Origin of the sequence: Algibacter sp. L4_22 (genome assembly GCF_023473045.1) — a bacterium.
In the GTDB taxonomy this organism is placed as follows: Bacteria; Bacteroidota; Bacteroidia; order Flavobacteriales; family Flavobacteriaceae; genus Algibacter.
Genome location: NZ_JAMCOK010000006.1, coordinates 52383 through 67962, shown reverse-complemented (window position 1 = coordinate 67962; position 15580 = coordinate 52383). Strand labels below are relative to the sequence as shown.

Here is a 15580-nt window from a genome sequence, read left to right as displayed (position 1 = left end):
CTAAAAGTATAAATTTTAGAGTTTTTTATAAATAACAGCATGTATTAATGAATTGTATTAAAACAAAACTCATCATTGTTTTCTTGTTATTAGCTTTCATTTCAGAAGGACAAGGAAGAAAGATTATCGATTTATGGCCAAATGATGTTCCTGGACAAGTTGAAAAAAAACAACCTGCTAAATTATCCGATAATACATCGGGAGGTGTTACAAGAATTAGTGAAGTTACAAACCCAATATTAACTGTTTATAAACCAAAAACTCCCAATACATCAAAAGCTGGAATTATTGTTTGTCCAGGTGGTGGCTATGGTATTTTAGCAATCGATAAGGAAGGTTATGAAATAGCTGAATGGCTAAATTCTATTGGATATACAGCATTTGTGTTACAATATCGTGTTCCTAAAAATAAAGAAGGAGCAGCTCAAGATGTGCAACGAGCTATAAAATTAGTAAGAAGTAAGACTTCTGAATTCGACTTGAGTTCGCAAAAAATTGGACTTATAGGCTTTTCGGCTGGGGGTCATTTATCAGCGTTAGCTTCTACCAATTATAAAAACAATTTTTACAAGAAACAGGATGATATAGATCTTTTTTCTAGCCGTCCAGATTTCACCATGTTAATTTATCCAGCTTATCTAGATAAAGGTGAAAACAAAACCATTGAACCTAATTTTGAGTTTGATAAATATATTCCTCCATTCTTTATTTTTGGAACTGCCGATGATCACTACGGAAATAGTGGCTTGGTGATGGCTCAGGCTATTCGTAATAACAAAACTGTTGTAGAGCAACACATGTATAGTGAAGGTGGACATGGGTATGGTTTACGAAAAGGAAATAAAGCCGCTGAAGTTTGGCCAAAATTAGCTAAAACATGGCTTGATAATTTATTAATACCAGCCAAGAAATTTAATGATATACAAGTTATAGGAAGTCATAATTCTTATAAAATTCAAATAGAAAAATCATTGTTCGATTTTTTATCAACTAAAGATAATGAGCGAATGAAAAGTTTACAATATGGTCATGTTTCACTAGAAGAACAGTTAAGTTTAGGTTTACGGAATTTAGAATTAGATGTTTTTTATGATCCAATGGGAGGTCATTTTTCTAATCCAAAAGGTTTAGCTATAATGAAATCTAAAGGTATAGAAACGTTGGCATTTGATAAAGAAGAGAAGTTGAAACAGCCTGGTTTAAAAATGTTTCATATTCAAGATATTGATTTTAGAAGCCACCAATTATTGTTTAAAGATGGATTAAGAGTATTAAAAAAATGGTCTAATAATAATTCAAACCACACACCAGTAGTTATTTTAATAAATGCAAAAGATCAAAGAGTGGATGGAACAAGAAATTCGTTGCCATTTACTTCAGAAGCTTTAGATAGTATAGATTCAGAAATTAGGAGTGTGTTTTCAAAAGAACAATTAATTACGCCTAATGATGTTCGTAGTGAATTTGCAACTTTGGAGAAAGCCATTTTAATAAAAGGTTGGCCAGAGTTAGGGTTAACAAAAGGAAAGTTCTTATTTGTTTTAGATGAAAAGGAAGATAAAATAAACAAATACATAAAAGGTCACCCCAATTTAGATGGGAGAGTGATGTTTGTAAATAGTAAAGAAGGTAGCCCAGAAGCTGCCTTTAGGATAATAAACAATCCAATTACCGATTTCGATTATATAAAAGAATTGGTTGCTAAAGGGTATATGGTGAGAACCCGTGCAGATGCAGGGACTAAAGAAGCGAGAGCAAATAATTATGATAGGTTTCTAAAAGCAAAAGCATCGGGAGCACAAGTGATTTCTACAGACTATTATGTACCATCGACTTTATTTGAATCGGATTTTAAAGTAATTTTTGAAGATGAAACTTATGAACGTATTAAAGAATAATAGCATGTTAAAAAATATAGGATTACTTATTTTATGCTTTCATATGTCGGTTTTGTCGGCTCAAACTATTGGGAATTCTAAATTTTCAATTATTGAAGGCAATCAGGTTGTTTCCGTATTAATCGATAAAAGTGATTCTAAAGTAGTAAGTATAGCTTCTAATATATTTGCTGAAGATGTTTTTGAAATTTCAGGGAAAAAACCAAAGATTATTTCAAAATCATCAAAAGAATCGAATGTTATTATCGCTGGGACTATTGGTAAAAACAAGATTATTGATCAATTAATTTCAAGCGGAAAAATTGAAGTTTCAGACATTAAAGGAGATTGGGAGCGTTATAGTATTCAGCTAGTAGATAATCCAATAAAAGGTATTAAAAAAGCACTAATTATTGTTGGAAGTGATCGTCGCGGTACTGCTTACGGTATTTTAGAACTATCTAGAAAAATGGGTGTTTCTCCATGGGAATGGTGGGCAGATGTTACTCCAGAGAAAAAAGAAAATATTACTATTTCAATACAAAATGAAAGATCGAAACGTCCTTCTGTAAAATATAGAGGTGTTTTTTTAAATGATGAAGATTGGGGTTTACAACGTTGGGCGGCCTTAAATTTTGAGCCAGAAACGGGAGATATGGGACCGAAAACCTATGCTAAGGTATTCGAGTTGTTATTGCGGTTAAGAGCTAATACTATTTGGCCTGCCATGCATTCTAGTACCAAGCCATTTTACTCATTTCCTAAAAATAAAATTGTGGCAGATAATTATGCTATAGTTATCGGAACATCTCACGCAGAGCCTATGTTGAGTAACATAAACACGGAATGGAATCATGATACCATGGGAGAATACCGATACGATACTAATTCGGAAACCATAAAAAAGTTATTTACAAAACGGGTTAAAGAAACGGCAGATTTTGATGGTATTTATACCACAGGTATGCGTGGTGAACACGATTCTCCTATGATTGTTGGAGAAGATGATACCGATGCCCAAGTGAAATTGTTAGAGCGTGTTATTACAGATCAGCGTGCTATTCTAAAAAAGGAAACAAAAAAGAATCCAAATACTATTCCGCAGGCCTTTGTGCCCTATAAAGAAGTGTTGAATTATTACCAAAGCGGATTAAAATTACCAGAAGATATAACACTAGTGTGGACCGATGATAATTACGGTTATATTCGCCAATTAAGTAACCCTGAAGAGCAAAAACGACCGGGAGGAGCTGGTGTTTATTATCATACCTCGTATTGGGGGCGTCCGCACGATTATCTTTGGTTAAACTCTACAAATCCTGTTTTAATGTGGGAAGAAATGTCTAAGGCATATCAATTTCAATCGCGTGATATTTGGATTTTAAATTGTGGAGATATCAAGCCGCACGAATACAATATCGAGCTATTTTTAGATATGGCTTGGAATATGGATGATTTCGAAAAAAGCAGTTCTGTAAAATCACACATGAACAATTGGGCAACTCGTGAATTTGGGAGCCACTCTGCAACCGAAATCACAAATGTGTTATTCGAAAATAATAGATTGGCATATATACGCCGTCCGGAATTTATGGCGTGGAGCCAAGTGGAGCCCGTTACTAAAGCAGGCGAAACGGAGCTAACGCAATATCATTATGGTGATGAGGTTTCAGCAAGAATTAAGAACTATCAAGATATTATTGATACAACAGAAAAACTGTATGAAAATATAGATGGGAATAGAAAAGATGCCTTTTTTCAATTAGTTTATTATCCCATAATTGGAGCTTCAAAACTTAATCAGAAATGGTTATATAACTTCAAAAATAAGTTTACAGCACAACAGGACAGACAGAGTGCAAATTACTTTAGAGAACAATCTAACGCGGCTTTTCATCGTATAGAAAAAGAAACAGATTACTATAATACAAAACTTCAACAAGGTAAATGGAATCATATTATGACGATGGCTCCTCGATTTTTACCCGTTTTCTCTAAACCTGCCATGTCTCAAGTAGATACAAAAGAAAAAGCAAGTTTAGGCTTAGCTTTAGAAGGATATCAAATGGAAGTTAACGATGAAATTATTAATAGTTATGCCAATGTATTACCTGTTTTTAATAGCTACACAGATAGCAAATATTTTATTGATGTATTTGTAAAAGGTGAGGGGGAAGTTAATTGGGAAGCTACACCAAAGGCTGACTGGATTACACTATCAGAAAAAAAAGGAATGATTAATGGTTATATAGGTGAAACTGAAAAACGTCTTTGGGTAAGTATCGATTGGGCTAAAGTACCAAAAGGGGAAAATAAAAAAGAAGCACCTTTGGGTCATGATTTTCAATTAATTCCACCAAGTTTTAAAGTGAATAGTGCTATCGATTTTATTTCAAATGGAAAAACAACAAGCATAGGTGTTTCTGTTTATAATCCAGAGTTTGAATCTTTAAAAAACTATAACGGCTTTGTTGAAGATAAAGGTTATGTCTCTATTAATGCTGAAAATTTCACTAGAAAAAAAGACGGTAAACAAGCACAGTGGCAAGTTTTTGAAGGTATTGGTTATACCAATAAAGTGATAACAGCTTTGCCTAGAAACACAAAGTCGATTACAGATATTGAAAAAATAAAAACAAATAGTGCCGTTTTAGAATACGATTTTTATACTTTTAATTTTGGAGAAGTAAGTGTGAATTTACAAGCTGTACCAACCCATGCACCACATGCCGGAATTGGAGTGCATTATGCTGTTTCTATAGATAATGCTGAGCCTGTAATAGTAGATTTTCAAACGTTTGGGCGCAGCGAAACATGGAAAGAGAATGTACTTAAAAATGCTACTGTAAAATCGGTTAAGCAAATTGTAAATACCGCAGGAAAACATACATTAAAAATTTGGATGGTAGATGCAGGTGTTATGCTCGATCAAGTATTGATTGATTTGGGAGGTTGGAAAAAAAGTTATGCATTCCCTAAAGAAACAGTTAAAAAATAGAAACAGATTTGAATAAATTTTATAACAGTTGCAGTATTCTATTAATTTTTACAGTACTGTTTTCATGTGAAAAAAAAACAACTGAAATTTTTGAACCTATTAAGATAGCGTTTATTGCTGACGCTCATTTTCAAGATATTCATGCGCATTTTGATGATGCCAATTACCAAGGTGTAAAACATCCTGAGACTGGCGAATATGTAAATATTCGAACCATGGAAGCGCAATTACATTCCACCCGAATTTTTAATGAGAACTACTTCGCCTTCTTAGAAGCTTTAGATGATATTGTAGCGCGTGGCATAAAATACGTTGCATTACCTGGCGATTTTAGCGACGATGGACAACCTGTACATGTTAAAGGTTTGCGTAAAATTCTAGATCAATATTCTAAAAAGCATGGTTTGTTGTTTTTTGCAACTACAGGTAATCACGATCCTGTAAAACCATTTACTCAAGATGCTGGAAAAACTGATTTTTTAGGAGAAGGAGGAAAGGAACAGATTATTGTGAGTTCCAATAAAAACTTAAAATCAATTAATAAAACGCAATTGAAACCCATTATAACTTCAGAAATTAAAAAATGGGGTTATAAAGATATTTTAAATGAAATGTCGAGTTTTGGGTTTTATCCTCAAAAGGAATATGTGTATTGGGAAACACCTTTTTCAAACTATACTTACATTAATTATAGTTTTGAAAAAGCTTTAGAAGCATCTGCGTTAACCAAAAGAGTTTATGCTATTGATGCTTTTAATAAGCATCCAGACGCTAGTTATTTAGTTGAGCCAACTGAGGGTTTGTGGCTATTAGCTATTGATGCGAATGTATATATGCCGAATAAAGAGTTGGCTGGTACTTCTAATAATCCAAACGATTTTTCGGGCGCTAGTATTGGGTATAATAATGTGCTTTTACAAAAACAGCATTTAATAAGTTGGGTTAAAAAAGTAGCTAAAGAAGCACAAGAAAAAGGCAAGGTTTTAATTGCCTTTAGTCATTATCCCATGGTTGAATTTAATGACGATGCCTCGGAAGAAATGAAAGCCGTTTTTGGAGAAAATAAAATGCAATTGCATCGCGTTCCTAAAAGTGAAGTAGCCGAAACATTTGCCGATGCAGGAATTAAAATTCATTTTGGAGGCCACATGCATATTAATGATACGGGCGTTTACAAAAGTAAAAAAGGAAATACACTTTTTAATATTCAAACACCATCTTTAGCGGCTTATGCACCAGGCTATAAAATACTATCAATTCATAATAAATCGGAATTTGAAGTAGAAACTGTGGTTATTAAATCGGCTAAAAATTTCAATAGTTTATTTCCTTTATACAAACAAGAGTATGCTTATTTGAATGAAACGGGTGCACCTTCAATCTGGGATAAAGAGATTCTTTTAACTAAAAACTATAAAGAATTTACTAAGTTTCATTTAAAAGAATTGGTGCGTCTTCGTTTTTTACCAAGTGATTGGCCAGAAAACTTTGCGGATAGTTTATTGACTTTGTCAGGAAAAGATTTATTATTGAAGAATACCATTGAAACTACTTTATTAAAAAAAGTATTAGAGGAGAATAATGTAACTTTAGAATCATTCGAAAACTGGACAGGTTTTGATATGATTAATGATTTTTATAAACTAAGAAGTGCAGATGAGTTGGCCTTTGAAGATATTGGAGCAAGTAGATTAAAACAATATGAGTTGGTGTGCCATGCGTTAAAAAACTCGGATAATGACATGTTCAAATTATGGGCTAATATTTTCGAAAAAAGCAAAAATGGGCAACCAGCTAATCATTTTAAAATTAATCTAGAACAAAATAGTATCGAACGCATTTTAAACTAAACTTAAACTACTATTTTTAATGGCAAACCGCTTTATCATATTATTTTACATGTTACTTTTTGCTTTGTGCTCATTTGGACAAAGCCTTAAATTCGAGCATTATAACGATAACGATGGCTTGTCTCACAATTCTGTGCGGCATATTGTACAGGATAAACATGGCTTTTTGTGGTTAGGAACTTTTTCGGGGTTAAACCGATTTGATGGTTATGAATTTCAAACGTTTTTAAACACTTCCGAAGGTGATCGTAAAATTAACGATAACGATATTACAGCTTTAGAAATCGATAAAGAAACGGGGGATATCTGGATTGGAACAAGAAAAGGGCTTACTCTATTTACTATAGAAACTCAGGAGTTTACCACTTTTTTAAATGAAGACGGGAATCTAAGCAGTTTACAAGATGAAGAAATTAGATCTATCTATATTGATAAATTTAGCCGTGTTTGGGTTGGAACTAAAGATAGTGGTATTTTTTTATTTTTTGCTGAAGAAAAACGGTTTGAAAAAGTAGAAATTCAGGGTTTTAATTATGTTAAAGAAATTTTTGAAGATACAAAAGGTAATATTTGGATTGGAAGTTATGGTTCGGCATCGGTAGCCAAAATAATATTAGATTCTGTTGGGAAGATACAGCAGATAGAAACGTTTGTTCTTCAAATTCCAAATTCTACTGAGAGAAATCCTTATGTTAATTTTATTTACGAGGATGCTAAAAAGGATATATTCGTAGGTACTCGTAAAGGACTTTATAAATTAGATAAAAACCAAAATAAGTTTGTGAATCTCTATATCGAAAACAACTCGGATAGAGAGGCTCTAGGCCCTTATTTTTTAACAGTTACGCAAGCTCCTAATGGAAAATATTGGGTAGGAACTTTAGGCGGATTGTTAGTTTGTGATTCTTTGGAAGCGATTAGTAAAGGCGAGTATAAGCGCTATTTTTCGGTTTTAACAGATCAAACCTCCTTGATTGATAATCTTGTATCGGCTTTATATTTTGACACTTCTGGGATTTTATGGATTGGTACCGAGGATGGTTTGGATAAATATGATCCGTTTGAAAATCAATTTAATCTTAATAAGGATATTTCTAATTTTATTGGTAATCAAGCACCTAGAATTCGTGGGTTTTCTAAAACTTATGATGATAAAATTATTGTGGCAACACGGCACAATGGACTTTTTATTTCTGAAAAAGAAAATTTTATTCCTTTAGAAATCAACCAAAAAGATATTGCTAGTATATGTTCTACAGATGGTAAAACGTTTTATTGTGGACTTTGGGACGGTAAAATATTAATTTACGATTATGTAAATCGGAGATCAAAAGAAATTGGTATTGGTTTTGAAGAATCTCCTGTTATAGCTTTCGAGAATTTAGGGAATGGTAAGCTCGTAATAGGTTCCTTTGGCGAAGGTGCTGTGATTTTGGATACAGAAGATGTTTCAGAAAAAACAAAGAAGATACAGTTATTAAAAGGGTATGAGATTAATGAAATTATAAAAGATACCGATAATAATCTCTGGTTTGCTACCGAAACGGGTGTTGTAAAACACAACTTGGTAAATGGAGATCAAATGGTTTACACTTCATCTTTAAGTAAGGTTAGAGGGTTATTGCACAATAACGTTAGTGATATCGTTTTTGATAACTCCGGTAAACTTTGGGCAGCAACGCGTAATGGTTTATGCTTTTTTGATGAAGTTGAAAACAACTTTTTACCTTTAAAAAACCCTAAAGAACTTGCAGGGAAATGGATAACAGATTTATTGATAGATAAAGAAGGTGATTTATGGCTAAACGTAAATAATAACAGTGTTGCAAGGCTAAAAACTAATAGTTTAGATTATAATATTTACCATGTAAACAGTGGGAATAGATTAGATTATTTTAGCTCTCGTGGTTTTTATAAGTTCGGAGATTCTAATATTTATTTGGGAGGAAAAAAGGGTGTTATCTACTTTTCGCCTTATACTATTAAAGAAAATAAACTATCACCCCAACCTGTAATAACCGAAGTGAAAATTCAAAATGAGATATTATTTCCAACCAAAGAAATAAATGGAGAAATACCGCTTGCAAAAGATTTTAATCAAACAAAAAGTATTGCGCTAAATTATAAAAATAGGAATTTTTCGTTACAGTTTTCTACGCCATCTTATGCTAATGAAAAGCTTAATAAATTTGAATATCAGTTAGAAGGTTTCGATCAAAAATGGATTGCTACTAGTAGTAATTCTCGAACGGTTCAATACACCAATTTATTTCCTGGTAATTATGTTTTCAAAATAAAATCGTGTAATAGTGATGGGCATTGGAGTAATGTTGTTTCATATAAAATAAAAATTGAACGTCCGTTTTGGTTTACTTATCAGGCGCTTATTTTATTGATATTACTAATTGGGGTAATATTACATTTTGTGAGGCGTGAAGTGAAAAATAGATTGAGGTTAAAACAAGAGTTAGTAACAGAAAAAGTAAACCGTGAGCGGGATATTAAATTAAACAATGAGAAATTACGATTTTTCACCAATATATCTCACGAGTTAAGAACGCCTTTAACACTCATTTTAGGACCTGTAAAGCAATTAATAGAAGAGAGTAAAACTTATAGTAGCGAGTACCAAAAAAGTCGTTATAATTTGATTCATCAAAACGCGAGCCGACTATTAAATTTGGTTAATCAAGTTTTAGATTTTAGAAAGGCGCAAACGGGAGAATTAAAACTAAAAGTATCACGAACTGATATATTACAATACACACATAACACCTTCGATTCGTTTAAAGAGTTTGCCTATAATAAAGAAATTCAAATGAATTTTAACACCGAAAACGATTCTCTTTTTGGTTGGATTGATCATGATAAATTGGATAAAATTCTTTATAATCTATTGTCTAATGCTATTAAGTTTACCAATAAATACGGACATGTTGATTTATATGTACGTTTTAAGGACGAGAAAGAAGAGGTTGTAGTTTTGGAAGTAAGTGATGATGGAATAGGTATTCCCGTAAAGAGTCAAGAAAAGATTTTTAAGCGATTTTATCAAGCCACAAATAGTAAAGAAAATAATACAGGTTCTGGTATTGGTTTGTCCTTAGTTAAGGCCTTGGTCGATCTGCATAAAGGACAAATAACTGTTGAAAGTACACCTAAAAAAGGAAGTGTTTTTTCAGTTGAAATACCGATAAAACGAGAGTTTTATAGTAAAAATGAAGTTTTTGAATTTGTTGCTAATACAAATGAAGAAACGCCAATACCTCAAGTACAGGTAAAGAAAATAACAACTAATACTGAAATAAAAGAGAAGATATTAGTCGTTGAGGATAATATAGAACTCCGTAAATATTTAATTGATTATTTATCGAATTATTACAAAGTTTACGAAGCTGAAAACGGGGAAGAGGGCTTGAGGATTTGCCGACAAATAAAACCCATTTTATGTGTTGCAGATGTTATGATGCCTATTAAAAGTGGGCTTGAGTTTTGTGAGGAACTTAAAAACGATGAGTTTATTAGTCATATTCCAGTAATTTTATTAACCGCACTTTCGGAAAATGAAGACAAGGTAAAAGGATATAATATTGGTGCCGATGGGTATTTGGTAAAGCCTTTTGATCCGTCTCTATTACGATCTATAATTGTTAATATTATCAAGTCGCGATTAGAGTTGAAATCGAAATTCTCTAATGATGCGGAAAGTGAAATAGGCCTCATTACACATTCGCCTGTAGATGAGGTGTTAATGGGGAAAATATCTAAACTTATTGATGAAAATATTAGCAAACCCGATTTAACAACAGGTTATATTTGCGAAGAATTGGGAGTGAGTTCATCAAAATTATACCGAAAAATTAAAGAACTTACCGATTTGGCTCCAAACGAATTTATTAGAACGGTACGACTAAAAAGATCAGTACAGCTTTTAAAAACGAAGAAGTATAATGTGTCGGAAGTTACTGATTTAATTGGGTTTAACGACCCTTTGTACTTTAGTCGTTGCTTTAAAAAACAGTTTGGTTACCCACCAAGTAAATTGCTTAAATAGATTTTGTCTTTATAATTTCTCCATGTTTTTGATGTATTAGTCCATTCTGTTTGTAGTGTTATCTTTTAAATTGCGAATAGAAATTAAACTAATCTGCTTTAACCAATGAAACCATCTGAGAATAAGAGTGTCCAAAATCCAATGAAAGATATTGACGATTGGGAAGATAATTTATTAGATAGATATCCTGATCCACAAGAGAATAAAAAAGAAGAAGAGGAATTTAGGAATTATGTAGACTCTGATAGGTTAGATACCGTTCGCGAGTTTTATAAAATAAATCATGAATTTCAAACTTATGACTTTGTTTGCGAAAAAGAAGCAGAGTTTTTGAAATTCGATAGAAAAGAAATGTCTATTTGGGGTGCCGTAGATTTTTTAAATACTTTGGTAGATGATAGTGATCCTGATATTGATTTAGATCAATTACAGCATTTATTACAAACTTCGGAAGCTATTCGTGCAGATGGCCACCCAGATTGGTTTATACTTACCGGTTTTATTCACGATTTAGGGAAAATTTTATGTTTATTTGGCGAGCCGCAGTGGGCTGTTGTTGGAGATACGTTCCCTGTTGGTTGTGCATATTCTGATAAAATTGTTTATCCTGAATTTTTTAAAGCGAATCCGGATTATTCAGATTCACGTTTCAATACAAAGTATGGTGTTTACAAACCAAATTGCGGTTTAGATAACGTGAAAATGAGTTGGGGTCACGATGAGTATTTGTATCAAATTATGAAGGATTATTTACCAGATCCAGCCTTATATATGATTCGTTATCACTCGTTCTATTCTCAACATCGCGAAAACGATTACACACATTTAATGAATGCAAAAGATATTGAAATGTTTGAATGGGTTAAGAAATTTAATCCTTACGATTTGTATTCCAAAGCACCAGTTCCACCAAATGCAGAGGAGCTTTTACCTTATTATAAAGAATTGGTAGCGAAATATTTACCCGAGAAATTGAAGTTTTAATTTCAATAAAAATAAACTCTCACCTCCTGTATTTTTTTAAGCTTGTGGAATAATTAAACTTTTTTAGTTTATTGTTTCAACAGGCTTAATTGAATATGCAGATTTTCTTGCATCTAACTAACTAAACTAAATTTATGTACACTACGCTAACTTTTATTGGCTTTACGGTCTTTGTAGCTTTTTATTCTTGGTATAAACTTCGTAAAGAAAAACTAAATTCTAAAGATGGCTATTTCCTTGGTGGAAGAAGTTTAACAGGTGTTGTTATTGCCGGCTCCATGTTACTTACTAATATTTCTACCGAACACCTTATTGGTATGAATGGCTCGTCTTACAAAAACGGATTTATTATTATAGCTTGGGAAGTTACGTCTGCATTAGCCTTAGTAGTTGCAGCTATTTATTTTGTTCCTAAATATTTAAAAATGGGTTTAACAACTATTCCCGAATATTTGGAAAAACGTTTTGATAGCACCACACGGACTTTAGTGGCTTTGTTTTTAATGATTTCGTTTATAGTAACACTTTTACCTATTGTTTTATACACAGGTGCCATAAATTTAGAAAGTATTTTTAATGTTTCGGAAGTTTTGGAAGTCACCAAAAAAGAAGGGCTTTGGATAACAGTAGTTGGTATTGGTGTTTTAGGATCTGTATATGCCATTTTTGGGGGTTTAAAGGCCGTTGCTATTTCAGATACTATAAATGGTTACGGACTTTTAATTGGTGGTTTAGCGATTCCATTAATAGCTTTGGTAAGTATAGGTGATGGTAATCCGTTGGCAGGTTTAACTAAGGTTTATAATCATAGTCCGGAAAAATTTAATGTTATTGGAGCTAAAGATTCAGTGTTACCTTTTGAAGTGCTTTTTACAGGTTTAATAATTAATCAGCTTTATTTTTGGAGTATGAACCAAACTATAATTCAACGGGCTTTAGGAGCAAAAAATTTAATTGAAGCTCAAAAAGGATTATTGTATACCGGTGTTTTAAAAATTTTAGTCCCTATTATTATCATTTTACCTGGTGTTATTGGCTTTTACTATTTTGGAGATTCTATGTTTGAAGGTCAAGATATGATTTACCCTGAATTAATTAAAAAAGTGTTGCCTGTTGGCCTTGTTGGTATTTTTGCAGCTATTGTTATGGGGGCTGTTTTAAGCACCTTTAATAGTGTACTTAATAGTGCAGCAACTATTTTTAGTATTGATGTTTTCAAAAGGCACTTAGGAAAGAATTGCAGTGATAAAAAATTAGTAAAAGTAGGCCGATTAACGTCTTTAATACTGGCGATTTTTGCCATTTTAGTTGCTCCTATGGTAGCCAATGCTCCCGATGGATTATATCAATTATTGCAACAGTTAAACGGGATTTTCTTTATACCAATAGCATCCATTATGTTAGCGGGGTTTTTCTTAAAAAAAGTATCAGCGATGGGCGCAAAGGTTGCTTTATTTGTAGGATTAGCATTTTATATTCTAACTACCTTTATTTTAAAAGTTGATATTCATTTTGTGCATATTTGGGGTATTGAATTTCTTCTTAATATAATAGTGATGTTTGCCGTTTCTTATTTTTATCCGGTGACATCAGAAATGAAGCAAGATAATATTGTTTTTGTTGAAATGAAAACATGGAGATACACGAAACCAATGTCTATTTTTCTGTGTGTAGTTACAGTTTCAATTTATATTTTATTAGGAATAAATTAGATTGAAATAATTTTGAAGCATAAAAAAAAGTGATTGTTTCAATCTTCATTTAGAAGAAAAGAACAATCACTTTATATAATTTTTAAAAGTTTTGAAGATTAATTATTACTTCAAAGTAACTTCTAAAGGTGTATTAATTTGTTTAGAAAACATATCTAAATATGCTTCCCATTCTTGACGATCTTTAAATTGTCCGCTATCACTCCAAGCAAAACCAGAATAATAAACAACGTCATTGTTTACAACTTTTAAATCGGCGTAAGCATTACTTAAGTCTGTTTGGTTGGTATCATAAGTTTCAAAACCTAAAAAGGTTCCTTTAGGAGCAATAATTGCTGTTCCTAATTCTGTTTCGAAATGTGGTTGCCAGTAGCTTACCCAACCATTATCATTACTGCCAGAAACTTCGCCATCTTTTTCATGTAAAGTTAAACCAGCAGAAATAGTATCCGATCCTTCAAGGTGTGTTGTGAATTTCGAGAAATTACTTCCTAAATCAAGACTAATAACTTTCGATTCTTTAATCGTTTTACCATTTGCATCCCAATTAGCATATTCTAAATAAAAACTAGTTCTAAGCGGTCCTGTTGTAATGGTTCGCCATTTGGTATAGTTTTTAGAGAAGTAATAAGTGGTGTCTGCTTTTACGGCAATACCACCAACACCACGGCTAACACCAACGTGAAAATTATCACGACCTTCCGGAGAAGCTTCATGATAAGCACCTGGTTTAATAGAATTCTTTTTGTACCATTTATTAATAATTGGATATTCTACTTTTTTCAACCAAGCATCAACACCACTAGAAAGTGTGCCTCCAGGTATGCTATCTTCAATCATTTTTTGGGCAACAGGTCCGTAAACTCGAAAAGCTACTTTATTGTTTTCCCAAGTATAATCGTCTGTACGTTCTGGTACAAATCGAGAATAGCAAAGTTCTTCAGCTTTTGGTTTTTCAGCTTCTGTAACGGATACAATTTCAAACGTTTTTTCAGAATTTGCAGCAATTTTAGGTTGAAATAAAATTTCGTCCATAGTACCATCTCCATCATTATCGACGGTTTGTGTTACTTGTAACTGCCCATTTTCAGCATCACGAATACCAACCGTGTTTAAGTCGGTTACATTTAAAAATGCTGCGGTTAATTCAACTGTTTCAAAAGTTTTTTCAAAATCTAAAGTGTTTTTAACAACAATAGATTTTGTGTTTTCTTTTTGATTACAAGAAGAAAGTATAGTAGCGCAAAAAATGCCGACTAATATTTTATTTATATTCATAATATTGAATTTAAATTAATCTTCGTTTGAAGGTTTTCCAATAGTAGCAAGAATACCACCATCAACATACACTACGTGTCCATTTACAAAATCACTAGCTTTAGAACTTAAAAAGATAGCAGTACCTTGTAAATCTTCTGGATCTCCCCAACGAGCAGCAGGAGTTCTATTAATAATAAAATCGTTAAATGGATGGCCATCTAACCTAATAGGAGCTGTTTGTTTTGTTGCAAAATAACCTGGTCCAATACCATTGGTTTGGATGTTAAATCTAGCCCACTCTGTAGCCATACTTCTTGTAAGCATTTTTAAGCCACCTTTTGCAGCTGCATAAGCACTAACAGAAGTTCTACCTAATTCACTCATCATTGAACAGATGTTGATGATTTTTCCACCACCTCTTTCAATCATACCTTTTGCTATTTGTTTAGAAACAATAAAAGGTCCTACAAGGTCTACTTTAAGTACTAATTCAAAATCAGCAACTTCCATATCAACAATAGGTGTTCTTTTAATAATTCCTGCATTATTTACAAGAATATCAATAGGTCCTACTTCTGCTTCAATTTTAGCAACCGCTTCAATTACAGCTTTTTCATCTGTAACATCAAACACATAACCAAAGGCTTTAAAACCACAAGCTTTGTATTCTTTTACAGCTTCATCTAATTTATCTTGAGAATTGTTGTTTACAACTATAGTAGCTCCTGCGCCACCAAGTCCTTTTGCCATTGCCATTCCCAATCCGTGAACTGCACCTGTTATTAAAGCAACTTTTCCTGTAAGGTCAAATAAGTTAATCGACATAATTTTTTTGGTATTTAGTT

The 15580-nt window shown here is 32.6% G+C and carries 8 protein-coding genes; 6 read left to right on the top strand and 2 right to left on the bottom strand.

The window, feature by feature from the left end; all coding sequences use genetic code 11:
- Positions 1 to 47 precede the first annotated feature (47 nt).
- The 6 genes from M4I23_RS15480 to M4I23_RS15455 all read left to right on the top strand — a co-directional run bounded on the left by M4I23_RS15480 (position 48) and on the right by M4I23_RS15455 (position 13475).
- The gene (locus tag M4I23_RS15480) at positions 48 to 1898 is read left to right on the top strand and encodes a Ca2+-dependent phosphoinositide-specific phospholipase C (RefSeq protein ID WP_249755009.1); all 1851 of its coding nucleotides are present in this window, start codon (positions 48 to 50) and stop codon (positions 1896 to 1898) included.
- Positions 1899 to 1902: 4 nt separating this feature from the next.
- A complete protein-coding gene (locus M4I23_RS15475) occupies positions 1903 to 4875 on the top strand; it encodes a glycosyl hydrolase 115 family protein (RefSeq protein ID WP_249755008.1) in 2973 nt (990 codons plus the stop codon).
- A gap of 8 nt (positions 4876 to 4883) precedes the next feature.
- The gene (locus M4I23_RS15470; RefSeq protein WP_249755007.1) at positions 4884 to 6725 is read left to right on the top strand and encodes a metallophosphoesterase; all 1842 of its coding nucleotides are present in this window, start codon (positions 4884 to 4886) and stop codon (positions 6723 to 6725) included.
- Positions 6726 to 6744: 19 nt separating this feature from the next.
- Positions 6745 to 10779 (top strand): hybrid sensor histidine kinase/response regulator transcription factor, encoded by a 4035-nt coding sequence (locus M4I23_RS15465; protein ID WP_249755006.1) that lies wholly within the window; start codon positions 6745 to 6747, stop codon positions 10777 to 10779.
- A 105-nt stretch (positions 10780 to 10884) separates the two neighbouring features.
- The gene (locus M4I23_RS15460) at positions 10885 to 11763 is read left to right on the top strand and encodes an inositol oxygenase (RefSeq protein ID WP_249755005.1); all 879 of its coding nucleotides are present in this window, start codon (positions 10885 to 10887) and stop codon (positions 11761 to 11763) included.
- A 134-nt stretch (positions 11764 to 11897) separates the two neighbouring features.
- The gene (locus M4I23_RS15455; RefSeq protein ID WP_249755004.1) at positions 11898 to 13475 is read left to right on the top strand and encodes a solute:sodium symporter family transporter; all 1578 of its coding nucleotides are present in this window, start codon (positions 11898 to 11900) and stop codon (positions 13473 to 13475) included.
- A 105-nt stretch (positions 13476 to 13580) separates the two neighbouring features.
- Here M4I23_RS15455 and M4I23_RS15450 read toward each other — a convergent pair whose 3' ends face one another.
- Both M4I23_RS15450 and M4I23_RS15445 read right to left on the bottom strand, forming a co-directional pair.
- Positions 13581 to 14753: a DUF4861 family protein gene (locus M4I23_RS15450; protein ID WP_249755003.1), complete on the bottom strand. Its 1173-nt coding sequence runs from the start codon at positions 14751 to 14753 to the stop codon at positions 13581 to 13583.
- Between the two features lie 15 nt (positions 14754 to 14768).
- Positions 14769 to 15560, bottom strand: coding sequence for a gluconate 5-dehydrogenase (locus M4I23_RS15445; protein WP_249755002.1), 792 nt, complete (start codon positions 15558 to 15560; stop codon positions 14769 to 14771).
- Positions 15561 to 15580 lie beyond the last annotated feature (20 nt).

What these genes read in the sequence shown, in the direction of transcription:
- M4I23_RS15480 (WP_249755009.1), top strand. Translation starts at nt 48, where the DNA reads ATGAATTGTATTAAAACAAAACTCATCATTGTTTTCTTGTTATTAGCT.
- M4I23_RS15475 (WP_249755008.1), top strand. Translation starts at nt 1,903, where the DNA reads ATGTTAAAAAATATAGGATTACTTATTTTATGCTTTCATATGTCGGTT.
- M4I23_RS15465 (WP_249755006.1), top strand. Translation starts at nt 6,745, where the DNA reads ATGGCAAACCGCTTTATCATATTATTTTACATGTTACTTTTTGCTTTG.
- M4I23_RS15460 (WP_249755005.1), top strand. Translation starts at nt 10,885, where the DNA reads ATGAAACCATCTGAGAATAAGAGTGTCCAAAATCCAATGAAAGATATT.
- M4I23_RS15455 (WP_249755004.1), top strand. Translation starts at nt 11,898, where the DNA reads ATGTACACTACGCTAACTTTTATTGGCTTTACGGTCTTTGTAGCTTTT.
- M4I23_RS15450 (WP_249755003.1), bottom strand. Translation starts at nt 14,753, where the DNA reads ATGAATATAAATAAAATATTAGTCGGCATTTTTTGCGCTACTATACTT.
- M4I23_RS15445 (WP_249755002.1), bottom strand. Translation starts at nt 15,560, where the DNA reads ATGTCGATTAACTTATTTGACCTTACAGGAAAAGTTGCTTTAATAACA.